The organism is Massilia sp. Soil_C_3, assembly GCF_057657035.1.
This window is the reverse complement of sequence record NZ_JBDGJG010000001.1, coordinates 590,315-612,436: the sequence shown is the minus strand read 5'-3', so window position 1 is coordinate 612,436 and position 22,122 is coordinate 590,315. Positions and strand designations below refer to the sequence as shown.

Below are 22,122 nucleotides of genomic sequence, written 5' to 3'. Positions count from 1 at the left end.
GTTTTACTCAACGATTGAGGCCGCCGGGCCATCGTTCGACGCTTGCGGCTGATTCACTGCAAGCCGGGGACGCGCACCGCCATCGACGACATACGAGAACTCGCCGTTGCAGACATCGATGCGCACACCGCCGATCGCGCAGTCCTGGATCATCGACGAGAGAAATACACTCGACATATCTGGCAACATCGTATTGGTCAGGATCGCATCGATCATGCGTCCACCGGACTCGCTCTCGGTACAGCGCGACACCACCAGCTCGACCACATCGTCGCCATATGCGAACGGAATCCTGTAGCGGGCCTCGACCCGCCCCTTGATACGCTCCAGTTGCAGCCGCACGATCTGCCCCAGCATCGCATCCGTCAGCGGGTAATACGGAATCGTCACCAGCCGCCCCAGCAGCGCCGGCGGAAACACTTCCAGCAGCGGCTTGCGCAGGGCGCCGGCCATGCTGTCGGGATCCGGCACCTGCTCCGGCTTGCTGCACAGGCGCGAGATCAGTTCGGTGCCGGCATTGGTGGTCAGGATGATGAGCGTGTTCTTGAAGTCGATGAACCGCCCTTCCCCATCTTCCATATAACCCTTGTCGAACACCTGGAAGAACATCTCGTGCACGTCGGGATGGGCTTTCTCCACTTCGTCGAGCAGCACCACCGAATAGGGACGGCGCCGCACCGCCTCGGTCAGCACCCCGCCTTCGCCGTAGCCGACGTAGCCCGGCGGCGCGCCTTTCAAGGTCGACACCGTGTGCGCTTCCTGGAATTCGCTCATATTGATGGTGATGAGGTTCTGCTCGCCGCCGTACAGCGCTTCGGCCAGCGCCAGCGCGGTCTCAGTCTTGCCCACGCCCGAGGTGCCGGCCAGCAGGAACACGCCCACCGGCTTGTTCGGGTTGTCCAGGCCCGCGCGCGAGGTCTGGATGCGCCTGGCGATCATCTCCATCGCATGGTCCTGGCCGATCACGCGCCGGGTCAGGATGGGGCCAATGTTCAGGATCGTCTCCATCTCGTTGCGCGCCATGCGGCCCACCGGGATGCCGGTCCAGTCGCCGACCACCGCGGCCACTGCCTGGTAATCGACCGTCGGCAGGAGCAGGGGCGTTTCGCCCTGCAGTTCGGCCAACTGCGCCTGTACCACCCTCAGCCGCTCTTTCAACAGGCTGCGCCGCTCCTCGTCCTGCGCCACGACGTTGCCGTCGACCGGCAAGGCGCCATCGCGCAGCCGGGCGCGCAGCGCCAGCAGCTCGTCGACCAGCTCGCGCTCCCCGGCCCAGCGCCGCTCGAGCGCAGCCAATCGCTCGTGCTCCTGGCCCAGCGCGACCTCGGCCTCGCGGGCACGCGCGCCGACCTCGATGCCGATCGCGCCTTCGCGCCGGATGATGCCCATCTCGACCTCCAGCGCCTCGATGCGCTTGCGGCTGTCGTCCACCTCGGCCGGGGTGGCGTGCAGGCTCACGGCCACGCGCGCGCAGGCGGTGTCGAGCAGGCTGACCGATTTGTCGGGCAGCTGGCGCGCCGGGATGTAGCGGTGCGACAGCTTCACCGCCGCCGCCAAAGCCTCGTCCAGGATCTGCACCCGGTGGTGCTGTTCCATGGTCGAGGCCACGCCGCGCATCATGCGGATCGCCCGTTCCTCGCTCGGCTCGTCGACCTGGATGCTCTGGAAGCGGCGAGTCAGCGCCGGGTCTTTCTCGATGTGCTTCTTGTACTCGGCGAAGGTGGTGGCGCCGATGGTGCGCAGGGTGCCGCGCGCCAGCGCCGGCTTGAGCAGGTTGGCGGCGTCGCCGGTGCCGGCCGCGCCGCCGGCGCCGACCAGGGTATGGGTCTCGTCGATGAACAGGATCACCGGCTTCTCGCTGGCCTGGACGTCGTCGATCACCGACCGCAGGCGCTGCTCGAATTCGCCCTTCATGCTGGCGCCGGCCTGCAGCAGGCCGACGTCCAGCGCCAGCAGGCGCACCTCCTTCAGGCTCGGCGGCACGTCGCCGCGCGCGATGCGCTGGGCGAAGCCCTCGACCACCGCGGTCTTGCCGACGCCGGCCTCGCCGATCATGATCGGGTTGTTCTGGCGGCGCCGCATCAGGATGTCGACCATCTGCCGGATCTCGTCGTCGCGGCCGACGATCGGGTCCATCTTGCCGCTCCTGGCCTGCTCGGTCAGGTCGAGGGTGAATCGCTTCAGGGCTTCCTGCCTGCCCATCTGGGCCGGGGCGAGCGCGCCCGATGCTTCGCCCGGTGCGCCGGATGCCTCGAAGCCGTCGCTGGCGCCCAGATTCGCTTCGGGCGACTCCTTCAACAGCGACGCGAAGCGCTCGGACAGATCGTCGGCCTTGATGCGCTCGAACTGGCGGCTGACCGCATACAGCGCATTGCGCAGGTTCGCGGTCTTGAGCATGCCGAACAGCAGGTGGCCGCTGCGCACCTGCGACTCGCCGAACATCAGGGTGGCGTACACCCAGGCCCGCTCGACGGTGTCTTCCAGTTGCGACGACAGGTCGGTGACCGACGTGGCGCCGCGTGGCAGCCGGTCCAGCGCGGCCGTCAGGTCGCGCGCCAGCACGGCGGCGTCGAGTTCATAGTGGCGCACCAGGCGGTGCACGTCGGAATCCTGCAACTGCAGGATCTGGTGCAGCCAGTGCACCATCTCGACATAGGGATTGGCGCGCAGTTTGCAGAACACCGTGCTGCCTTCGATCGCGCGGTAGCACAGGGCATTGAGTTTTCCAAACAGCGCGACACGGCTGATTTCGGCCATATTCGTTTCTTTCGCAAGGTCAGCCCGCGTGGGCCGGATTGATCAATAGCTGGCGGGCGTCGCGCGCGGCCGGGCCGCTGGCGAGCCAGGTGCTCCAGCCGAGCTGCCTGCCGCCCAGCGCAAGCCGCGGTACTTCTTCGCGCCTGAGCACCAGGCGCAGGTCCCAGTCGAGCGCCAGGCCGGCATAGCTGTGTACCCAGTCGACCAGGCGGCGCAGGCTGGCGCCGCCCGGCAGCATGCGCTGGTAGCCGGCGTAATCGAGCGGCCCGATCACCAGGCGGAACTTGTGCTGGCGGTCCCAGACCCGGGTGCCGAGCACCGTGGACGCGCCGAGGCGGTTGCCGCGCTCGCGCGCCCCCATGCGGCTCTGGACCTCGGGCGGGATCGGCATCCAGTGGCCGACGAACTGCTCGAGTTCGACCGGCGCCCTGAAGTAGGCCCGCAGGATTGCCACCAGCCCCGAGGCCGGACGGCGCCCGTTGGCCATCAGGCCGGCGAAGTGCAGCTTGGCGAAGTCGCCGATGTCGTCGCGCCCGCGCAGCGCCGGCGTGCCGATGCCGAACAGGCTGCCGACGTAGTCGCCGAAACGGTCTCCGTCTGGCCGGTCCAGGCTGATTGCCGGATCGGCGCTGGCGCGGGCGCGGTAGAACAGCGACACCATCCGGTGGTGGAACACGTCCAGGAACGCGACCAGGGTGGGGTCGCCGTGGTTGCGCATGCGCTCGCGGGCGTATTCCGTGATATGCAGCGGCAGCGGTCCGTTGGCGCCGAGCAGGCCCGTGAAGTTCACCGTCAGGCGCGGGCGCGTGCCGGCATTGCGCCCTTCCCCGGCCGGCGTCACGCCGGCCAGCGCGCCTGGCTCGAAGCCGAGCGACGGATCCTGGCCGAAGCGCACGGCGTCGTCACGTGGCCGCAGCGAAGCGCCGATGCGCGGCTGGTCCGGGTAGGCGTTCTCCAGCAGGCGCAGGGCCTGGTAGAAGTCCATGCCGGCCCCGCGCCGCTCGATACGTCGTTGTGTCTCTACAGGATCGCGCATGCGCCTCCCCGCGCCGGCCAGCGCATGATTTCACCTCGCCCATGGGTGCGCACCACGGTCTCGGTGAAGGCATTGATCGACACGTACTGGGCAAAGAAATGGCTCAGCACCGCACCCAGCACGAAGGCGCCCGCGCCCTCGAACGCGGCGTCGTCCATGGTGACCGTGATCTCCAGGCCGCGGCCAAACGCGATCGGTCCGGATCCGGGCAAGCGCCGGGTCACCCTGCGCGCCGCCACCGAGCGCACGCCCTCGACCTGGCGCAGGCTGCCCAGGTCGAGTGGATGGCAGTACAGGGCCAACAGCTCACGCAGCGCGCGCGCGCCCTGTTCCGGGTCGGTGTCGACCAGCGACAGGTAGTTGAGCGACAGCTGGTTGATCAGACGCCAGGCCGCACCGCCTTCCGCGAACGAGGGAAACGGCTGGCTCGGCCCGCCCAGCACCCGCACCGCCCGCACCGGACCGCCCTGCTCCAGGATGAAGTCGGTCTTGCCCACGCCCAGCGGCATCGACAGCGGCAGGTCGCGATTGGTGCACCACAGGGTCAGGCCGAGCTGGCGCAGGTCGTGGCGGTACGGCGCTTCACGCGCGTCGACCAGGGAAATATAGGTCTCGCTGCCGACGTAGGACGAGCGCGGCCCGCGCCGGCGCTGGCCCAGCGACAGCACGCGCGGTTCCCGTCGGACCTGAAAATAGGCTTGGCCCGCGCCGCCCGCCCCATGTGCGCTGAGGTCATGCGCGCTATACAGCGGCCGGAACTCCTGCTCGGCCTGCGCGCCGCTGCCATGGCCCGTCACGCGCTCGACCTGGTGCACCTCGAAGTCGAGCGGGCGGGTGCGATCGGGCAGCACATGGTATTCAGCGCGTTCCTGCGTCAGGTCGATGCGGTCGGCGCGGCGCTGGAACAGGTTCACGACCGGGGTGCAGTTCAACGCGATATGGCTGGCGTCGAGCACCTGCTCCAGGCGCGTGTCGCCGTGCGCGAGCAGCACGACAATCTCGAGTTCCGCTTCGGCGCAGGCCGCGATGGCCGGAGCCAGGCCGGACAGCTCGACGAACAGGAAGCGCTGGGCGAACGCGAAATACTCCTGCAGCAGCCGGTAGCCCTGGAAGTTGCGCTGGCCGCTGGGCAGCAGCGCATCGCCTTCGTCGAAGCCGCGCGGCTGCAACGCCGTCTTCGGCAGCCGCAGGTGGCCGCCCCGGCGGCTGCCCGGCATCACCAGCACACCCTCGGCCGCGCCCAGCAGCTTTTCATAGATCCGGCCCGGCAGGTCGTCGCCGCCGCGCAGGTGCAGCGCCAGGCGATCCAGGCCGAGCGCGCTGAACGGGGCGTCGTTGGTGGTGCGCAGGCGCAGGCGCAAGGCGGCCCGCACAGTCGGCGGCAAGCGCGCCTCGATGCCTTCGAGGGCGCCGGCAAGGGGAAACAGGCGCGCCTCGACCAGCTCGATCGGCCACAGCGCGACCGGATGCGCGCTGCGGTATTCGCAGGCGGTGGCGTCGTCCTTTCCCAGCACGCTGCGCATGGCCGCGCCGCGCGGCAGGTGAAAGCCGGCATCGAGCGCCGGGTCGCCCAGGTCGGGCTGCAACTGCACGATCGCCATCGACGGCGTCGGCGCCAGGAAATGCGGGTAGACCAGCTCCGACAGGTGCTGGGTAAAGCGCGGGTACTCGGCGTCGATCTTCATCTGCACCCGCGCCGCCATGAAGGCAAAGCCTTCGAGCAGGCGCTCGACGTAGGGATCGGCGCACTCGAAGCCCTCCAGGCCCAGGCGACCGGCGATTTTCGGATACTGGGCAGCGAACTCGCCGCCCATCTCGCGCAGGTGCTGCAGTTCCTGGCTGTAGTAGCGCAGCAGGCGTGGATTGCTCATGGTCGCAGCGCACCACGGTCGAGCAGGGTGAGCTGGCGCAGGTCCAGATCGAGCTCGGTCTTGAGGTACAGGTGCTCCGGATACGGCTGGGCCCACAGATCGGCTTCGATCTCGAACATGATCTTGCTGATCGCCTCCGGCGCGGCCACGGCCTTGACCGACACCGAAGCGCGAATCAGGCGCGGCTCGAAGTCCCAGATGGCCTGGCGGATCGCGCGCTCCAGGTCGGCCGTGCTCATGCCCGCCTGCGACACGCCGGCGATGTCCGGCAAGCCGTAGTTGAGCACCGAGCCGGCCAGGTGCGGCAGGCGCGGCAAGGCGCCGCCCGCCTCCAGGTTGGTGGTGTTGAGCAGCCAGGCCAGGTCGCGCAGGACGCCCGCACGCAGGCCGCGCTCGGACAGCACGCGGCGTTCGCGCGCCTCCACCGCCTGGTCCGGCTCGTGGTCGGTCAGGCGGTCCAGCAGCGACGGTTGCAGCCGCTCGCGCGGCGCCAGTTCGGCCATGGCGGATCAGCCTTCGGCTTTATTGCCCGCGATGTTGTAGGTGAAGGTCTTGTCGCCGGCCACCGTGCCCTTGTCATCCTGCGGGGTGTAGGCGACTTCGACCTTGGCGAAGTTGAGCGTGACGTTCTCGGTCAGGCGGTCCTCGCCGCCGCTGCCGCCGGTGGAGATCGAGGTCACCAGCACCTGTGTCATCGTAATGGTCAGATAGGTCTGCTGGCCCTTGCCGGCCTTGCGCACCGTCAGTACGGCTTTGGGGATATGCTCGCCCGTGGCCAGCGTTTTCATGAGCGCATTGGTGGCGCTGTCGATGTACTTGGTGAACGACAGGTCCTGGAAACTGGCCTTGCCGCCGCCGCCGCCGCCGCCCATGTGGGTGGTGCCCGACTGGGTCATGCCCCAGCTCCAGGCCAGCACGTCCATATCGCCTTTCGCTTTGCGCTCATCGTCGATCGTTTCGCCCTTGATCGGGTCCAAATTCATGAACATATCTACAGCCATGTCGCTTCTCCTGTAATGCCGGGGCGCCCGGCCCTGGCGGGTTTGTATTGCCTGGATAGGCGCGGACTGTCGGTCCGCGCATTTGAATCAACGAAATCAGTCAAGACAATCAGCCGACGGACGACGGCAGCTTGGAGACCAGGCGCAGCGACACGGTCAGGCCTTCGAGCTGGTAATGCGGGCGCAGGAAGAACTGGGCGTTGTAGTAGCCCGGGTTGCCCTCGACTTCCTGCAGCATCACCTCGGCCGCGGCCAGCGGTTTCTTGGCCTTGGTCGTCTCGCTCGAGCTGGCCGGATCACCGTCCACGTACTGCATGATCCAGCGCGTCAGCCAGCGCTCCATGTCGTCGCGCTCCTTGAACGAGCCGATCTTGTCGCGCACGATGCACTTGAGGTAGTGGGCGAAGCGGCAAGTCGCGAACAGGTAAGGCAGGCGCGCGGCGAGGTTGGCGTTGGCGGTGGCGTCCGGATCGTCGTACTCGGCCGGCTTGTGCATCGACTGCGCGCCGATGAAGGCGGCCAGGTCGCTGTTCTTCTTGTGCACCAGCGGCATGAAGCCGTTCTTGGCCAGCTCGGCCTCGCGCCGGTCGCTGATCGCGATCTCGGTCGGGCAAGTCATGTCGACCCCGCCGTCGTCGGTCGGGAAGGTGTATACCGGCAGGTTCTCGACCGCGCCGCCCGATTCGATGCCGCGGATCCGCGAGCACCAGCCGTAGTGCTTGAACGAACGGTTGATGTTCACCGCCATCGCATAGGCCGCGTTGGCCCAGGTGAAGTCACGCGCACCCGGCGCATCGGTGGTCTCTTCGAAATCGAATTCCTCGACCGGGTTGGTCTTGGCGCCATACGGCGCGCGCGCCAGGAAGCGCGGCATCGCCAGGCCGACGTAGCGCGAATCCTCGGATTCGCGGAACGAGCGCCAGGCGGCGTGCTCCGGGGTCTGGAACAGTTTGGTGAGATCGCGCGGATTGGCCAGCTCCTGCCACGAGTCCATCAGCATCACGCCCGGATCGGCGGCGCTGATCAGCGGCGCATGGGCGGCGGCCGACACCTGCGCCATCTGCGTGAGCAGCTCGACGTCGGGCGCGCTGTTACCGAAGTAGTAGTCGGCCACGAAGGCGCCATACGGCTCGCCGCCGAACTGGCCATATTCTTCCTCGTACAGCTTCTTGAACACCGGGCTCTGGTCCCAGGCCACGCCCTTGTACTTGCGCAGCGTCTTGTGCAACTCAGTCTTGGAGACGTTCATGACGCGGATCTTGAGCATCTCGTCGGTCTCGGTATTGCTGACCAGGTGGTGCAGGCCGCGCCAGGCGCTTTCCACCGCCTGGAATTTACTGTCGTGCAGGATGTGGTTGATCTGTTCGGTAAGCTTCCTGTCGATGCTGGCGATCAGCGCTTCGATCGTGGCCAGCACGTCGCCGCCGACGACCGTGGCGTCCTGCAAGGCCTGCTGGGCCAGGGTGCGCACGGCATTCTCGACCGCATCGCGCGCCTTGTCGGTGCGCGGCTTGAATTCCTGCTGCAGCAGTGTCGCGAAATCGCTTGCCGCAAGCGTGCCCTCCAGCGCGGGCTGATTCACGGGCTGATTCAATTCTTGGGTTGCATTGGCCATCGTTTATCCTTGTGGCTGTTGGTCGGCGTCGACGGCCTGCGCGGCGGCGTCTTCCGGCTTTGGTGCGGCGGCCAGCGCCTGCATCAGGGCCGGATCGCCCATCAGTTGCGCCATCAGTTCTTCGGCGCCGGTCTTGCCGTCCATATAGGTCATCAGGTTGACCAGCTGGCTGCGCGCTTCCAGCATGGTGCGCAGCGAATCGACCTTGCGCGCGATCGCGCCGGGCGTGAAATCGTCCAGGCTCTCGAAGGTCATCTCGATCGCGATATTGCCCTCGCCAGTGAGCGTGTTGGGCACCGTCGTCACCACGCGCGGCTTCATCGACTTGAGGCGGTCATCGAAGTTGTCGATGTCGATCTCCAGGAATTTGCGCTCGGCCACCGGCGGCAACGCTTCAGCCGGCGTGCCCGACAGGTCGGAGAACACGCCCATCACGAAGGGCAGCTGCACCTTCTTTTCGGCGCCATAGACTTCGACGTCGTACTCGATCTGCACCCGCGGCGCACGGTTGCGTGCGATGAACTTCTGACTGCTCTCTTTAGCCACGATAAGACTCCATTTTCAAAGGTGGGATATTCCCGGCGGCGCCGCAGCGCCGGTTGATCGGGATGGCCGCATCGCCTGGATGCGGCCCCGTTGTTCTATGAATCGCGCCGGACGCCGCTGATCTGCGTCAGCTGGTTGAGTCCATCCGGGGCGAGCTCCTCCAGCAACTCGACAAAATTCATGTCGACCAGTCCCCTGGCCCGCTGCAGCAGCAAGGGCACGGGGCTCGACGGTTCGGCGCGCGCATACCAGGCGCACAGGCGGTCCAGCAGCCGAACCACGTCGGCGCGGTCCGCGATCTCGCCTTCGCGCTGCGCCGGCATACCCCCCCCATCGACCGCCTCGGCCTGACCCTGCAGGTCGGCCATGACGGTGGTGACAATCAGGTGCGGACGCACCTGCCCGGCCGCGCGCGACAGCAGAGCCGCGAGAGGTGTCAGGTCGATGCCTGCGCCCGCCCCCAGGTGCTGCGCCAGCGTCGCTTCGATGGCTTGCACACTGGCGTACGCCGTGTCGAGCGCCGCGCAGGTGGCGGCGAGTTGGTCTTGCGGCGCCGCGCCGAAGGCGGCCAGGATCGTTGCCGGGGCCACCCCGGGGGCGCCGCCCGCGCCATCGTGCTCGCCGGCCTCGATATCGCGCAGGCTGAAGGCGCCGATGGCGCGCACCTCGACCAGCGGCATGTCGCGCAGCTGGCGCAGCATGCCGCCCGCCTCCACCAGCGCCGCCAATGTGTTCAGACGCAGGGTCGGGTCGTTGTCGTCGTCCGCGTCGAGCTGCGGATGCAGGTGTTCCCAGTGCACGGACAGCAGCGCCGCCAGCAGCGACAATCCTGCGGCGAGCCCGGGCGCGCCCTCCTGCCCGAGCAGCGCGCGCGTCAGAATGACGGCCACGCGCAGGTCGCGCGTGCGCCCCATCAGCTCGAGCGCCAGCGCACCCGCCGTCTTCCAGTCCGGGCCCGTGGCCGGCGTAATCGTGCTGCCGTACTGCACTTCGGGCTTGCCGTTCAGCGCCGCTTCGAGCGCCAGGAATTGCGGGTCGTACTCCAGGTTCTCGCCACAGGGCAGCAGCGCGTCGAGTGGCGCGGCCAGGTCCGCGAGAGAGGTCGATAGCAGGTCGTTCATGGCGCTTCCATTCATTGAAACGAGGCGGGAGCTGTCATCACGCTCCCGCGCTCGTCGTTCAGGAAGACTTACGCAAGGCCGGATCGACTGGACGCATGCGAATCGATATTTTTCGCGTCGTGCGCGCCGGTCGCGTCGAAGCGCGCCAAGAGCACCGTGACGTTGTCGCGGCTGGCGTGGCGCCGGCTCAGGCCGAGCAGGCCAGCGCAGGCCGCGTCCAGCGCATGCGGCGACTCATCGCGGCGCAGCAGCGCCGCGATCTCGGCATGCGGCACCCAGCCATGCAGGCCGTCGCTGCACAGCAGCAGCAGGTCGCCGGCGCGCACCTCGTGGTAATCGAAGTCGGGCGCGACGGCGGGCGCAGGGCCGATGGCCTGCAGCAGCAGGTTACGTGGCGGCAGCTCGCCGGGCGCGCCCGATTCCAGCGCCAGCTGGTAGGCGGTCTGGTCGCGCGTCAGCTGGACCAGCGCGCCGTCGCGATAGCGGTACAGGCGGCTGTCGCCCACATGGAACGAGAGCACGGCGCCCAGCGCCGGCAGGAACTGCAGGCCGGTCAGGGTGCTGCCCATGCCGTCGCCATCGGCATGGCCGCGCGCGCGGTTTTCTTCGTACAGCAGCGCATTGGCGCAATCGACAGCGCGCCGCAGGCGCACGGTGCCGTTCCAGCGCAGGTCGAGGTCGGTGGCGTCGGGATCGCCCTCCTCTCCCGTCGTCGCCGAACGCTCGTGGCCATCGGCGAGGCTGGCGGCCAGCGCCGCCAGTGCGCCGCTGCTGGCGACCTCGCCCGCCATGTGGCCACCCATGCCGTCGGCCACGGCGACCAGGCCGAGGGCGTCGTCGACCACGAAGCGGTCTTCGTTACGCGTGCGCACCTCGCCGGCCTCGCTCATGCCGCAGGCATGCATTGCCAGGCGCGCGCTCACCAGAACCTGACGCATGGGCCGCTCAATACATAAGGGCCGGTGGGCTGCGCTGCCGCGGGGTCTTCCTCGAAGCTCACCGCCAGCCGCGCTATGCCGGCAAACACGTCCTCGGCCGGCCCGCCGAGCGGAATCGGCGCGCTGGCCGCGATGGCGACGTTCGCGATCGGCACCGGCGCGCCGTGTGCGGGCAGCGCCCACAGGCGCGCCACCCGCCCCGGCGGGATCGCCAGCGGCGCCAGCAGCCTGATGGTCATCGTCTCGCCGTGCCGGTGCGAACCCACGGTCAGGCGGCTCTTGCCGCCCTCGTCCTGCAGGATGCCGACGTAGCTGGCGGGCAGCGCCGCCGACATATGGTGCATGCCGAACATGTGCGCATTGTGCGAGACGAAGGCGGTGGCCACCACGGTGCCGAGGGCGAAGCCGAGCGCCGGCTTGAACCACTTGCGCAGCCGGTCCAGGATCCGCGGCGCCGGTTGCGCATCGCCGCCGGGCTGGATGCGCCCCGAGATCCGCGTCCACACCGCCGGCGGCGGCGCCACGGCCGGGATGGCGCCGTACAGCGGCGCCAGGCGGTTGTGCCAGTCGGCCACCGCGCGCTGCACCTCGCTGGAACCCGCATGCAGGCGCGCGAACCGGCGCCGCGCGCCCGCGCCCATCGTCCCCAGTACATAGGCGCCGGCCAGCTTGTCCAGCAATTCGGGCCGTTCGTAGTTCACGACGCCCTCCCGGTCGCGGGCTGCTGCTGCGCTTCGATGCATTTCCTGAGCCGCTCGAGTCCGCGCCGCACCCAGGCCTTGGCCGTCCCCAGCGGCACCCGCAGGTGCTCGGCCAGTTCGGAATGCGACAGGCCGTCGTAGAAGGCCAGCGCCAGCGACTGGCGCTGCGGCGCGTCCAGCAGCGCCACGCAGCGCTTCAGGACCATCGCCTCGGTGGCGGCGCTGAACAGCTCGTGCGGATCGGCGTGTTCGGCGATTGCCTCGACCTGCCCTTCCGCGCCCGCATCGACAGAGTCGGTACTCTCCGTCTCGCGCTTGAACTTGCGCAGGTGGTCCAGCGCCTTGTTGCGCACCACGCTGATCAGCCAGGTCATGGGAGAAGACAGGGTGGCCGCGTAGGTGCCGGCCTGCTGCCAGACGTTGATATAGGCTTCCTGCAGGATTTCCTCGGCGGTGGCCGCGGTGCGCAGATAGCGCAGGGCGACCCCGTACAGATGAGAGCTGGTCAGGTCATAGAGTTCCTTGAACGCCTGCTGGTCGCGCAGCGCGACGCGTGCGAGCAGGTTGACCAGGCGCTGGTTTTCCGGTGTGTGGTTGAACATGTGCGTACTTGGATAAGGGATCGGTTGGCGGTCGCCTCCAGCGCGCCGGGCCATCGGCCCGGCGGTTTGACGTCGGCATGCGTCTAGCTACGTTGGAATCGCGCGCCTGGATGCGCAGTTCGCCCCGTCCCCGCCCCGCCGCTCGCCGGGCAATTTGTATTGACGAATTGTAACGACACTTGTGCTTTTATTAGCCTATCCCTATCGAATAACTAAACACGATAGCTTGGCATAAGGAGATACGATTGGCCGTGACTTTTGGTTTCGTTCACGATCCTGTCCATGAACCTTGCACACGATCGACAAAGTCACCTGGCGGGCCTGATCACCGCCGCGGCAACCGGAGACCACGCGGCCTTCGGGGAATTGCACGCCCTGACCCACGACTACCTGTATCACACGGCCCTGCGCCTGTTAAGGCTGCCAAGCCTGGCGGAAGACGTGCTGCAGGACGCCTATCTCAGCATCTGGCTGCATGCGAAATCCTTCCGTCCCGGCCAGGCCAGCCCGATGACCTGGCTGATCGCGATCGTCAGGAACCGCGCCTTCAGCATCCTGCGCAGCAACCGCAACGGCATCGCCTCGCTGATGTCGGAAGAAGATCCGGCGCTGCTGGCCGAAGTGGAGCAAAGGGATGGCCTCGACCTCGACCCCGGGGCCCAGGTCTTTGACGCGGTGGCGCGCATGCGCCTGGAACAGGCGATGGCGCGGCTGGAGCCGGCCCAGCGCCAGAGCATCGCGCTGGCCTTCGGCCAGGAATTGACGCATGCCGAGATCGCATGCCATCTTGGGGTGCCGCTGGGAACGGCGAAAAGCTGGTTGCGGCGCGGCCTGGAACGGCTGCGCGTATGCATGGAGGAAACCGGGGACGTCCAGCCGAACGTACAGACGGCGACGCGCCGGCGCACGATGGTCGATCTGCGGTCGGACCTGCGTCCGGCGCCGCGCCGGCGTGGCGTCAAGGCGCCGCCGGTCAAGGGGCGGCCTGGGGTGGACCTCAGGCGCCCCGCTGGTCCCACGCTCGCGGGCTGCCTTCCATGACTTCCTGCATCTGGGTGCGCAGCCACAGCAAGCCCGGATCGCCGTCGCTGCTGGGATGCCACGCCATGCACAGCGTATAGGTCAGGAAGGGAAACGCCAGGTCGACCACGTCGACGCAGGAATCGTGATAGGGCGCGATGAAGGCCGGCACGGTGCACACCAGGTCGCTCTGGCCGACGATCGCCGCGACGGCGCTGAAGTCGCGCACTGCCATCATCGTATGGCGCGAGTGGCCCAGCCGGTATAGCTGTTCGTCCATGAAGCCGTGCAGATTGCTGTCGCGCGCCACGTTCACGTGGTCCAGCTTGCAGTATTCGCCCAGGGGCACCGGGACCTTGCCGCGCGGATGTCCCTTGCGCTGCACCATCACATAGGGCGTTGTCATCAGCTCGCGGCTCAGGAGGCCCGACGGCAGCAGGCAGGCCGTGCTGAAGCACAGGTCGACGTCCCCTTTTTCGAGCTTGCTCGCCAGGTCGCTCTCGGCCGGCGCGGCCAGGGTCAGGCGCAAGCCCTTGTTGCCGACCGCCTGCATGCGTTGCGCCAGGCCCGGCAGGATCACCGCGGCGCCCGTGTTGTTGGCAACGATATTGAAGGTGCGCGCCGCGGTCTCGGGATCGAATTCGTCGGTGTCGAAGCGCACCGCCGCGTTCAGTCCCGCCAGCGCGGGCTGCAGCCGGCGGTGCAGCTTGAGCGCGAACGGCGACGGCGCCAGGCCGCGCCCGCTCTCGGCCGGCACCAGCAACGGATCGTTGAACAGCTGGCGCAGGCGCGACAGCTGCGCCGACAGCGCCGGCTGGCTCACGTGCAGGCGCGCCGCGGCGCGGGTGACGTTGCACTCCTCGAGCAGCACGTTCAGCGAGAGCAGCAGGGGCAGGTCGGCGCCGCGCAAGGACGGCGCGACGCGCGAAAGGAATAGTGGCTTGTTCATGGCGTTGATCTTTCAGGAAGTCCGCAGGAGGCCCTCGCGCCTCCTGCAAACGTTTTCATTAGGTTGACGTCATAGGCTCATGACGTCATACGGTGGGAATGGTGCCGCCGTCGATGACGAATTCGGCGCCGTGGACCGAGGCAGCCAGCGGCGACAACAAAAAGGCGACCAGCTCGGCGACTTCCTCGGGCTTGCCGGGGCGTCCGATCGGGATGCCGCCGAGCGAGTCCATCAATCGTTCGCGGGCGGCCTCGATGCCGCCGCCGCCGTGCTCGGCCATGCGCTCGAGCAGTGCGTGGGCGGCGGTAGTCTCGATGAAGCCGGGCGCGACGGCGTTGACGCGGATCCCGTGCGGCCCGAATTCATTGGCCAGCGATTTGCTGTAGCTGGCCAGGGCGGCCTTCGCCGCGGCATAGGCGACGGTCGATTCATACAGCGGCAGGCGGCGCTGGATCGAGGTGATGTGCACGATGGCGCCCGCGCCCCGCTCCACCATCGCCGGCAGGAAGGCGCGGTCGACCCGCACCGCGCTCATCAGGTTGAGCTGGAGCGCCTCGTCCCACATGGCATCGGTCAGGGCCAGCGCGCCCCCGCCCGGCGCCGACGATCCGCCGACGTTATTGACCAAGAAGTCAAGGTGGCCGAACTCGCCCTGGACGGTGTCCACCAGGCGGCGCACGCCGTCGACGCTGGCCAGGTCGGCTTCCACGTAGCGCACCGACGCCACCGGATCCTCTGGCTGCTTGCGCGCCGGGGCGATCACGGTCGCTCCGCGCGCGGCCAGCGCACGCACGATGGCTTCGCCCATGCCCTTGGTGCCGCCGGTGACGAGCGCCCGTTTGCCTTCGAAAGCGTAGTTGTTCATGGCGTGATTCATGGCTTGATCTCCAGCGAAGCGATGCTGCTGGACTGCAGGGCGAAGTGGAAGGCGAGCGTGATCGGGCTGCCGGGGAAGTTGCCGCTCACTTCGGCGCGCAGGGCGTAGCCTTCATCCTTGCCGTCGATGCAGTCGAGGCCGAGGGGGACCATGGTGGAGCCGTACCGGCGCGCGGTGTCCTCGGCCCAGGCGGCGATGTCCGCGCGGCCGCGGCGCAGGTGGCCTTCGTCATGCACGGTGGCGTCAGGCAGGAAGGCGGCTGCCACGCGCTGGGCATCCTGCGCGTTGGTGGCCTCGACATACGTCGAAATGGCGGAAGGCAGATTGATCATTTGGTTTCTCCTTGAAAGTAGGTACTTCCAGTGTAGAGTCCACCACTATGGTGAAAAAGACCCAAAAAAGATATGCTCAATAAACCTGAAGTTCATAACGAAAGTCGAAAATACGGCCTATGAGCACCCCATGAGTTCTCTCGAACTGATCCGCCTCTTCCTTGCCGTCGCCGAACACCGCAGCTTCACGCTGGCCGCCAGGCGCCTCAACGTCAGCCCCACGGCGGTCAGCAAGGGCGTACGCGCGCTGGAAGCCAAGCACGGGGTGCCGCTGTTTACCCGCACCACCCGCAGCGTGTCCCTCACCGACGCCGGCGCCAGCCTGCTTGCCGTGCTGAAACCGGCGGTGGCCCAGATCGAGGACGCCTTCTCGGAACTGGAACAATTCCAGCGCCGCCCCGCCGGCCGCCTGCGCATGACCGCCCCGCGCGCCCTCGGACGCCTGGTGGCGGGGGTGCTGGTGCCGCGCATGCGCGCCAGCCATCCCGACATCAGCTTCGACCTGTCGCTCGACGACGGCCTGGTCGACCTGGTGGCCGCCGGCTTCGATGCCGGCATCCGCCTCGGCCAGGCGATCGCCCAGGACATGGTGGCCATCCGCCTCAGCCGCCCGCTGTCCTGGTCGATCGTCGCCTCGCCCGCCTACTTCGACCGGCATGGCGTGCCCTTTCACCCGCGCGAACTGCTGCAGCACCGCACCATCCGCTACCGCTTCACGACCTCCGGCGTCCTGCCACCCTGGACTTTCCGTGACCACGAGGGGGATGCCGACTACCAGCTCGATACCGAGGCGGCGCTGTGCGCCAACGACACCGGCATGATCGCCGAGCTGGCGCGCCAGGGCCTGGGCATCGCCCGCCTGCCCGACATCGAGATCGCCGATGACCTGCGCCATGGCCGCCTGGTGCGGGTGCTCGCTCCCTACGTACCGGCGACATCCGGCCTCTACCTCTACTTCCCGATGCGCAGCCAGCACCAGTCCAAGATGCGGGCCCTGGTCGACGAGGCGTCGCGGGTGGCCGGCGAAGGCCTGCTCGACGTCTCGTTCGGCTAGCGGTCCGCCCTCCGTCCGCGTTCAGTTGGCGCCGGTCGCGGCCACCGCATCCAGGATCACCTTGGCGACATCGGCCGGACGCGACTGCTGCGGCACATGGCTGGCCGGCAGGTCGGTGACCTTGGCGCCGATCTTCTTGGCCATCGCGCGCTGCAGGCCGGGATCGATCATGCGGTCGCGGGCGCTGACGATGAACCACGACGGCTTGCCGCTCCAGGCCGCGTTGGTGACCTTGTCGCTGAAGGCCTTGGCCTGGATCGGGCCCTGGGTCGCGGTCATCACGGCGGCCTGCGCGGCCGGCACGTCCTGGGCGAAGTCTTCGCGCATCGCGGCTTCAGGCAGGCTCAGGAAACCTTCTTTATCGGCCACGAAACGCTTGCTGCCGGGGGCGGCCGGGTAACCCTCGCCGGTTTCGGCGGTCGATTTGCCGGCGTCCGGCGCGAATGCCGCCACGTACACCAGGCTGCCCACCTTGTCGTGCTGGCCGGCCTCGGTGATCACGGTGCCGCCCCAGGAGTGGCCAACCAGCACCACCTTGCCCGGCTGGGTCTCGATCGCGCGCTTGGCGGCGGCGACGTCGTCGGCCAGCGAGGTCAGCGGGTTCTGGACCGCGGTGACCTTCACGCCCTTGGCTTGCAGCAACGGGATGACCTTGGCCCAGTCCGAACCGTCGGCGAAGGCGCCGTGCACGATCACGACGGAGGGCTTGGCGCTCGCCTTGGCGTCGGCGGCGTGGACGTTAGCGCCGAAGGCGGTAGTGAAGGCGGCGGCGATGGCCAGGGTGCGCAGGTGGCGTTTGACGGTCATGATGTTCTCCTAAAGGTGTTGTTGGGTAAGTGAAGCCAGTATAGGGATGGACAAATCGTCACGGTATCGGTCGATTGACCGAGGCGACCGATGTCCCAGGAAGTCATCCCGCACTGCCCATTGCGCATCCATTTCGGCGCCTCAATTTTCAACATACGGCGCCAGCGCCGAACTGGATGCACCAACAAACACTTTTTCTACTCAGAACACCGGCGTCTCCACGCCCAGCAATTTGTGGATCTTCGGTGACGTCGTCGTATACAACATATGCACTTTCTTGTCGGGGAAGATGTAGGCTGCGGCGCCGAAGGCCGCCAGCGCCGCCTCGTGAAAGCCCGACAGGATCAGTTTTTTCTTGCCGGGATAGGTATTGATGTCGCCAACGGCGAAGATGCCCGGCTCGCCCGTCTCGAACGTCGCGACGTCGCGCACCCGCAACTGGCGCATCTCCATATCCAGGCCCCAGTCCACGATCGGCCCCAGCATCGGCAGCAGGCCGAAGAACACCATCAGGACGTCGACCGGCACGCGCCGGGTCACGCCGTCGGCGCCCGCCACCTTCACTTCGGACAGCCGGCCGCCCTGGACGTCGAAACCCGTGAGCTGGCCCGGGATGAACTGCATCGCGTGCGCTTCGCACAGCGCCTTCATCTTCGCGATCGAGGCCGGCGCGGCTCGGAAGCTGTCGCTGCGGTGCACCAGCACGACCGATTCGGCCTTGCCCACGAAGTCGAGCGCCCAGTCCAGCGCCGAGTCCCCGCCGCCGCAGATCACCAGTTGGCGGCCCTGGAAGCGCTCCGGGTGCTTGACCCGGTAGAACAGCTGGCTGCCCTCGAAGCGGTCGATGCCGGCCACTTTCAGCTTGCGCGGCTGGAAGGCGCCGACGCCGGCCGCGATGATGACGGTCTTTGCGATAAAGCGCGTGCCGAGCGAGGTTTCCAGGTCGAAGCGGCGGTCGGCGCGCCGCTGCACCAGCGTGACTTCCTGGCCCAGGTGGAACGTCGGCGCGAAAGGCGCGATCTGGCGCAGCAGATTGTCGGTCAGTTCGCGGCCGGTGAGGACCGGCGCCGCAGGGATGTCGTAGATCGGCTTGTCCGGGTACAGTTCCATGCACTGTCCGCCCACCGCGGGCAGCGAATCGATCACGTGGGCCCGGATGTCGAGCAGGCCCAGTTCGAACACCTGGAACAGGCCGACCGGGCCGGCGCCGACGATCACGGCGTCGGCCTCGATGGCGCCGTGCCCGGCGTCGAATGCGGGCCGGGCGAGACCCGGCAGATCAGATGGTTTGTTCATGTGAGTCTTCCTTGGAGGGAGCCGCGCAGCGGCGATAGGCAGTTTATAAATCCTCAAGCTAACTTGAGGTCAAGTGCCGATACCGGAAGAGGGAGCGATAGCGCGTGTGATTTTCCCCAACGGAATTGTGCCGAATGGAAATATTTTGCTCTGGAGGTATATGGCAGCCAACGTTCAGACGTTACAATCGTCAGGCGCCTACCCATGATGACCCCGGCCTGTGCCCCAGCATGTAGCTGTAGTGCCAGGCCGGCCCCGCACGACGATCGACACGCCATGAACAAACCCATCTTCTCCAGCCCCGCCCAGGAAATCGAGCAGCGCCGACGCGCGGTGCGCGCCAGCCCACGCAATGCCCAGGCCCAGGCCCTGCTCGGCATGGCGCTGCAAAAGCACGGCCACTACCCCGAAGCGGTGCAGGTCCAGAAGCGCGCGCTGGCGCTCGATCCCAAGCTGTTCGCCCTGCATGGCGTGATGGCGGCGGCCCAGTTCGAACTGGGCGACTACCAGGGCGCCGCCGACAGCTACCGGCGCGCGCTGGCGAAGCAGCCGGGCGACGCCGAATTGCAGCGCGGCCTGAGCGAGGCGCTGCGCCTGTCCGGCCAGCTCGCCAACGCGGTCGACAGCGCCCAGCGTGCAGTCGAGCTGGCGCCGCATGACGTCGAATCCTTGCTGGCCCTGGCCCAGGCGCGCCACGTGGCGTCCGACTTCACGGCAGCCGCCGAGGCTTTCCGCCAGGTCACCGAATTGGCGCCCGACCACGTCGGCGCCTGGATCGACCGCGGCCAGGCCGAGCACCGCGCGTTCCGCCACGAGGACGCCTTGCGCAGCTTCGGGCGCGCGCTCGAACTCGATCCCGACAACGTCCAGGCGCTGTCGCGCCAGGGCCAGAGCCTGCGCGCCCTCAGGCGCAATGCCGCCGCCGAGGCCATCCAGCGCCGCGTGCTCGACCTCGATCCCGACAATGCCGAGCACTGGTGCGAAGTTGGCGTCACCCTGCAGCAGATGAGCCGGGCCTCGGAGGCGCGCCCCTTCTTCGAGCGCAGCCTCGAACTCGACCCCGACCGCATCGCCACGCTGTTCTCGTTGACCCACCATTACTTCGAGGCTGGACGCTGGGACGATGCGCTGCGCCTGGTGCGGCGCACGATGGTGCTGTCGCCCTCGGCCACCGCCCACAGCACCCTGCTGTTCATTCTCAGCCACGCCACCTTCGACCCCGAGGAACTGCGACGCGAGCACTTCGCCTTCGGCGAGAAGTGGGAGACCCCGCTGCGCGCCCGTTGGCAGCCGCACCCGAACGACCCCGACCCGGCGCGCAAGCTGCGGGTCGGCTTCGTCTCGGCCGACTTGCGCCACCACGCGGTGACCCGCTTCGTCGAACCGGTCGTCGGCATGCTGCGCCACAGCGACCAGCTCGAGCTCTACGTCTACAGCAACAGCCAGGAAGAAGACGCCGTGACCGAGCGCCTGCGCACCTACATGCCGAAATGGCGCTCGATCGCAGGCGTGAGCGACGAGGACGCCGAAGCAATGGTGCGCGCCGATGCGATCGACATCCTGATCGACCTGTCCGGCCACTCGGCATCGAACCGCCTGCCGCTGTTTGCGTGCAAGCCGGCTCCGATCCAGTGCAGCTGGATCGGCTACGCCGGCACCACCGGCCTGCCGGCCGTGGATTACTACCTCAGCGACCAATACCACCTGCCCGAAGGCCGCTACGACGACCAGTTCACCGAACAGATCGTGCGCCTGCCGCTGGGCGCGCCGTTCCTGCCGCCGAACGCGGCGCCGGACGTCAATCCGCTGCCGGCGCTCACCAATGGCTACATCACTTTCGGCAGCTTCCACCGCGCCAGCAAGATCAGCCGTCAGACGGTGGCGCTGTGGGCCAGCCTGCTGCGTGGCGTACCGGACTCGAAACTGCTGCTGGGCGGCCAGTCCGGCGGCAGCGAAGTCAGCCTGCTGGCCTGGTTCGCCGAAGAAGGCATCGAGCGCGAACGCATCCTGGTGCGCCCACGCGTGGCGACTTATGAATACATGGCCCAGCACCACGAAGTGGACGTGTGCCTGAGCCCCTTCCCGTATTCGGGTTCGACCACCATTTGCTACGCGCTGTGGATGGGCATTCCGACCCTAGTCACGGTCGGGCCGACCAATCCGAGCTACGCGGCGGTCTGCTTCCTGGCCCACCTCGGCCTGTCGTCCTTCCTGGCCAACGACGACGTCAGCTTCGTCGCGCTGGGTAACTTCTTGCGCGAAAATACCGCCACCCTGTCGGCCCTGCGCGGCGGCATGCGCGAGCGCTTCACCAATTCAGTGGTCGGCTATCCGGGAGTGGCTGCGGCCGGCGTCGAGTACGCATTGCGTCGGATCTGGCAGCGCTGGTGCGATGGCGAGGCGCCGAGCCCGCTGCGGGTGCGGCTGTCCGACCTGGCCGACGACGGGAAATTCGCCGCGCAGGGCAGTACCTGACAGCGCCAAGTCATTGATTCACTTGAGAAAAGGGGCGCCATTGCGCCCCTTGTCACAGGCTGCAACGAAAATCGTTGAAGAAAATAAAAAAAATTTCCACACGGCACTTAATGCCCGCTCCAGGACGGTCGCCTTGTACTGATGAGATCGAGTAGAACGCTCGATTGACCCAGTCACCCACACCAGGAGTTTTAAAAAATGCTGAGCCTGCATACCAACGTCGCCGCCCTGTCGGCACAGAATTCGATCTCGAAAACCCAACAAAACCTGTCGACCTCGCAGACCCGCCTGTCGACCGGCTACCGCATCAACTCGGCAATGGACGACGCTGCCGGCCTGCAGATCGCTTCGCGCCTGAAAGCCCAGACCTCGGGCATGACCGTTGCAATGCGCAACACCTCGAACTCGACCTCGATGCTGCAGACCGCCGAAGGCGCGCTGGACGAAGTCTCGAACATGCTGATCCGCATGAAAGACCTGGCAACCCAGGCCGCTGACGCATCGTCGACCGACGACGACAAGACCGCCATGCAGTCGGAATACGACGCACTGGGCCTGGAACTGGCCAACGTCCTGAAGAACACCACCTTCGGCGGCTCGACCCTGCTGGTCGACGGCACCGTCGACGGCGCGATGAAATTCCAGATCGGCGCATCGTCGAGCGAAACCATGGACATCGACCTGTCGGGCGACATGAGCACCCTGGCATCGGACGTGTCGGCCGTCAGCGCCAACTACAGCGCCGCTACCACCGGCACCGAGCTGACCTCGTCGGCCAACGCCACCATCGGTTCGCTGGAAGACGCACTGGCGTCGGTCAACAAAGTCCGTTCGGGCCTGGGCGCTGCCGCCAACCGTCTGGAACACGTGTACAACAACTTGGCCAACATCAGCACCAACACCAAGGCTGCAACCGGCCAGATCATGGACGTCGACTTCGCCAGCGAAAGCGCCAACATGACCTCGAACCAGATGCTGCTGCAAGCCTCGACCGCCATGCTGAAGCAAGCCAACAGCCAGTCGTCGATGGTCATGTCGCTGCTGCAATAATGGCCTGATACCCGGACCTCACTCCGGGTTAAGCTACAAAGGCCAGCCCTGCGGTTGGCCTTTTTTCATTCCTG

At 67.3% G+C, this 22,122-nt stretch carries 20 protein-coding genes; 4 read left to right on the top strand and 16 right to left on the bottom strand.

The features are described 5' to 3' along the window. Positions 1–3 precede the first annotated feature (3 nt). The 11 genes from tssH to AC3A6F_RS02660 form a co-directional block, all read right to left on the bottom strand. Positions 4–2,757: a type VI secretion system ATPase TssH gene (gene tssH, locus AC3A6F_RS02710; protein WP_487678417.1), complete on the bottom strand. Its 2,754-nt coding sequence runs from the start codon at positions 2,755–2,757 to the stop codon at positions 4–6. 19 nt (positions 2,758–2,776) lie between these two features. Further along, on the bottom strand, positions 2,777–3,793 hold the full coding sequence (tssG, locus tag AC3A6F_RS02705) for a type VI secretion system baseplate subunit TssG (RefSeq protein ID WP_487678416.1): 1,017 nt from the start codon (positions 3,791–3,793) through the stop codon (positions 2,777–2,779). Continuing rightward, positions 3,778–5,664, bottom strand: a complete 1,887-nt coding sequence (gene tssF / locus AC3A6F_RS02700) for a type VI secretion system baseplate subunit TssF (protein ID WP_487678415.1) — start codon at positions 5,662–5,664, stop codon at positions 3,778–3,780. Before tssF ends, tssG begins: the two co-directional genes overlap by 16 nt. After that, positions 5,661–6,167: a type VI secretion system baseplate subunit TssE gene (gene tssE, locus AC3A6F_RS02695; RefSeq protein WP_487678414.1), complete on the bottom strand. Its 507-nt coding sequence runs from the start codon at positions 6,165–6,167 to the stop codon at positions 5,661–5,663. Before tssE ends, tssF begins: the two co-directional genes overlap by 4 nt. Before the next feature lie 6 nt (positions 6,168–6,173). Next, positions 6,174–6,665, bottom strand: a complete 492-nt coding sequence (locus AC3A6F_RS02690) for an Hcp family type VI secretion system effector (RefSeq protein WP_109344719.1) — start codon at positions 6,663–6,665, stop codon at positions 6,174–6,176. 109 nt (positions 6,666–6,774) lie between these two features. Continuing rightward, positions 6,775–8,280, bottom strand: a complete 1,506-nt coding sequence (gene tssC / locus AC3A6F_RS02685; protein ID WP_487678413.1) for a type VI secretion system contractile sheath large subunit — start codon at positions 8,278–8,280, stop codon at positions 6,775–6,777. Between the two features lie 3 nt (positions 8,281–8,283). Further along, positions 8,284–8,826 carry a type VI secretion system contractile sheath small subunit gene (gene tssB / locus AC3A6F_RS02680; RefSeq protein WP_487678412.1) on the bottom strand — a complete coding sequence of 181 codons (543 nt, stop codon included), beginning with the start codon at positions 8,824–8,826 and terminating at the stop codon, positions 8,284–8,286. A gap of 95 nt (positions 8,827–8,921) precedes the next feature. After that, positions 8,922–9,947: a type VI secretion system protein TssA gene (gene tssA / locus AC3A6F_RS02675; RefSeq protein ID WP_487678411.1), complete on the bottom strand. Its 1,026-nt coding sequence runs from the start codon at positions 9,945–9,947 to the stop codon at positions 8,922–8,924. Between the two features lie 68 nt (positions 9,948–10,015). Further along, entirely contained in the window at positions 10,016–10,885 is an 870-nt protein-coding gene (locus AC3A6F_RS02670; protein WP_487678410.1) for a PP2C family protein-serine/threonine phosphatase, read from the bottom strand. After that, positions 10,867–11,586 (bottom strand): anti-sigma factor, encoded by a 720-nt coding sequence (locus AC3A6F_RS02665; protein WP_487678409.1) that lies wholly within the window; start codon positions 11,584–11,586, stop codon positions 10,867–10,869. The genes AC3A6F_RS02670 and AC3A6F_RS02665 overlap by 19 nt, the downstream gene beginning before the upstream one ends. Further along, complete coding sequence (locus AC3A6F_RS02660) at positions 11,583–12,188, bottom strand: RNA polymerase sigma factor (protein WP_487678408.1); 606 nt, start codon at positions 12,186–12,188, stop codon at positions 11,583–11,585. Before AC3A6F_RS02660 ends, AC3A6F_RS02665 begins: the two co-directional genes overlap by 4 nt. A gap of 282 nt (positions 12,189–12,470) precedes the next feature. On the opposite strand from AC3A6F_RS02660, the gene AC3A6F_RS02655 reads away from it, so the two are divergent. Further along, the gene (locus AC3A6F_RS02655) at positions 12,471–13,229 is read left to right on the top strand and encodes an RNA polymerase sigma factor (RefSeq protein ID WP_487678407.1); all 759 of its coding nucleotides are present in this window, start codon (positions 12,471–12,473) and stop codon (positions 13,227–13,229) included. On the opposite strand, the gene AC3A6F_RS02650 is transcribed toward AC3A6F_RS02655, so the two are convergent. From AC3A6F_RS02650 to AC3A6F_RS02640, 3 genes are all read right to left on the bottom strand, one after another. After that, positions 13,186–14,157 carry a LysR family transcriptional regulator gene (locus tag AC3A6F_RS02650; RefSeq protein WP_487678406.1) on the bottom strand — a complete coding sequence of 324 codons (972 nt, stop codon included), beginning with the start codon at positions 14,155–14,157 and terminating at the stop codon, positions 13,186–13,188. The genes AC3A6F_RS02655 and AC3A6F_RS02650 overlap by 44 nt on opposite strands. A gap of 85 nt (positions 14,158–14,242) precedes the next feature. Next, positions 14,243–15,034 (bottom strand): SDR family oxidoreductase, encoded by a 792-nt coding sequence (locus AC3A6F_RS02645; protein ID WP_487678405.1) that lies wholly within the window; start codon positions 15,032–15,034, stop codon positions 14,243–14,245. Continuing rightward, the gene (locus AC3A6F_RS02640) at positions 15,031–15,366 is read right to left on the bottom strand and encodes a nuclear transport factor 2 family protein (RefSeq protein WP_487678404.1); all 336 of its coding nucleotides are present in this window, start codon (positions 15,364–15,366) and stop codon (positions 15,031–15,033) included. The genes AC3A6F_RS02645 and AC3A6F_RS02640 overlap by 4 nt, the downstream gene beginning before the upstream one ends. A 130-nt stretch (positions 15,367–15,496) precedes the next feature. Here AC3A6F_RS02640 and AC3A6F_RS02635 point away from each other — a divergent pair, with 130 nt between their 5' ends. Continuing rightward, positions 15,497–16,420, top strand: a complete 924-nt coding sequence (locus tag AC3A6F_RS02635; protein ID WP_487678403.1) for a LysR family transcriptional regulator — start codon at positions 15,497–15,499, stop codon at positions 16,418–16,420. Positions 16,421–16,441: 21 nt separating this feature from the next. On the opposite strand, the gene AC3A6F_RS02630 is transcribed toward AC3A6F_RS02635, so the two are convergent. After that, on the bottom strand, positions 16,442–17,227 hold the full coding sequence (locus AC3A6F_RS02630) for an alpha/beta fold hydrolase (RefSeq protein WP_487678402.1): 786 nt from the start codon (positions 17,225–17,227) through the stop codon (positions 16,442–16,444). 201 nt (positions 17,228–17,428) lie between these two features. Next, entirely contained in the window at positions 17,429–18,523 is a 1,095-nt protein-coding gene (locus AC3A6F_RS02625) for an NAD(P)/FAD-dependent oxidoreductase (RefSeq protein ID WP_487678401.1), read from the bottom strand. A gap of 276 nt (positions 18,524–18,799) precedes the next feature. Here AC3A6F_RS02625 and AC3A6F_RS02620 point away from each other — a divergent pair, with 276 nt between their 5' ends. Beyond that, positions 18,800–20,998 carry an O-linked N-acetylglucosamine transferase, SPINDLY family protein gene (locus tag AC3A6F_RS02620; protein ID WP_487678400.1) on the top strand — a complete coding sequence of 733 codons (2,199 nt, stop codon included), beginning with the start codon at positions 18,800–18,802 and terminating at the stop codon, positions 20,996–20,998. 198 nt (positions 20,999–21,196) lie between these two features. Beyond that, a complete protein-coding gene (locus tag AC3A6F_RS02615; protein WP_487678399.1) occupies positions 21,197–22,048 on the top strand; it encodes a flagellin N-terminal helical domain-containing protein in 852 nt (283 codons plus the stop codon). Positions 22,049–22,122: the final 74 nt, after the last annotated feature.

What these genes read in the sequence shown, in the direction of transcription:
- AC3A6F_RS02670 (WP_487678410.1), bottom strand. Translation starts at nt 10,885, where the DNA reads ATGCGTCAGGTTCTGGTGAGCGCGCGCCTGGCAATGCATGCCTGCGGC.
- AC3A6F_RS02625 (WP_487678401.1), bottom strand. Translation starts at nt 18,523, where the DNA reads ATGAACAAACCATCTGATCTGCCGGGTCTCGCCCGGCCCGCATTCGAC.
- tssC (WP_487678413.1), bottom strand. Translation starts at nt 8,280, where the DNA reads ATGGCCAATGCAACCCAAGAATTGAATCAGCCCGTGAATCAGCCCGCG.
- tssH (WP_487678417.1), bottom strand. Translation starts at nt 2,757, where the DNA reads ATGGCCGAAATCAGCCGTGTCGCGCTGTTTGGAAAACTCAATGCCCTG.
- tssG (WP_487678416.1), bottom strand. Translation starts at nt 3,793, where the DNA reads ATGCGCGATCCTGTAGAGACACAACGACGTATCGAGCGGCGCGGGGCC.
- AC3A6F_RS02630 (WP_487678402.1), bottom strand. Translation starts at nt 17,227, where the DNA reads ATGACCGTCAAACGCCACCTGCGCACCCTGGCCATCGCCGCCGCCTTC.
- AC3A6F_RS02690 (WP_109344719.1), bottom strand. Translation starts at nt 6,665, where the DNA reads ATGGCTGTAGATATGTTCATGAATTTGGACCCGATCAAGGGCGAAACG.
- AC3A6F_RS02640 (WP_487678404.1), bottom strand. Translation starts at nt 15,366, where the DNA reads ATGATCAATCTGCCTTCCGCCATTTCGACGTATGTCGAGGCCACCAAC.
- AC3A6F_RS02615 (WP_487678399.1), top strand. Translation starts at nt 21,197, where the DNA reads ATGCTGAGCCTGCATACCAACGTCGCCGCCCTGTCGGCACAGAATTCG.
- tssA (WP_487678411.1), bottom strand. Translation starts at nt 9,947, where the DNA reads ATGAACGACCTGCTATCGACCTCTCTCGCGGACCTGGCCGCGCCACTC.
- AC3A6F_RS02635 (WP_487678403.1), top strand. Translation starts at nt 15,497, where the DNA reads ATGAGTTCTCTCGAACTGATCCGCCTCTTCCTTGCCGTCGCCGAACAC.
- AC3A6F_RS02645 (WP_487678405.1), bottom strand. Translation starts at nt 15,034, where the DNA reads ATGAATCACGCCATGAACAACTACGCTTTCGAAGGCAAACGGGCGCTC.
- AC3A6F_RS02620 (WP_487678400.1), top strand. Translation starts at nt 18,800, where the DNA reads ATGAACAAACCCATCTTCTCCAGCCCCGCCCAGGAAATCGAGCAGCGC.
- tssF (WP_487678415.1), bottom strand. Translation starts at nt 5,664, where the DNA reads ATGAGCAATCCACGCCTGCTGCGCTACTACAGCCAGGAACTGCAGCAC.
- tssE (WP_487678414.1), bottom strand. Translation starts at nt 6,167, where the DNA reads ATGGCCGAACTGGCGCCGCGCGAGCGGCTGCAACCGTCGCTGCTGGAC.
- AC3A6F_RS02650 (WP_487678406.1), bottom strand. Translation starts at nt 14,157, where the DNA reads ATGAACAAGCCACTATTCCTTTCGCGCGTCGCGCCGTCCTTGCGCGGC.
- AC3A6F_RS02660 (WP_487678408.1), bottom strand. Translation starts at nt 12,188, where the DNA reads ATGTTCAACCACACACCGGAAAACCAGCGCCTGGTCAACCTGCTCGCA.
- AC3A6F_RS02655 (WP_487678407.1), top strand. Translation starts at nt 12,471, where the DNA reads ATGAACCTTGCACACGATCGACAAAGTCACCTGGCGGGCCTGATCACC.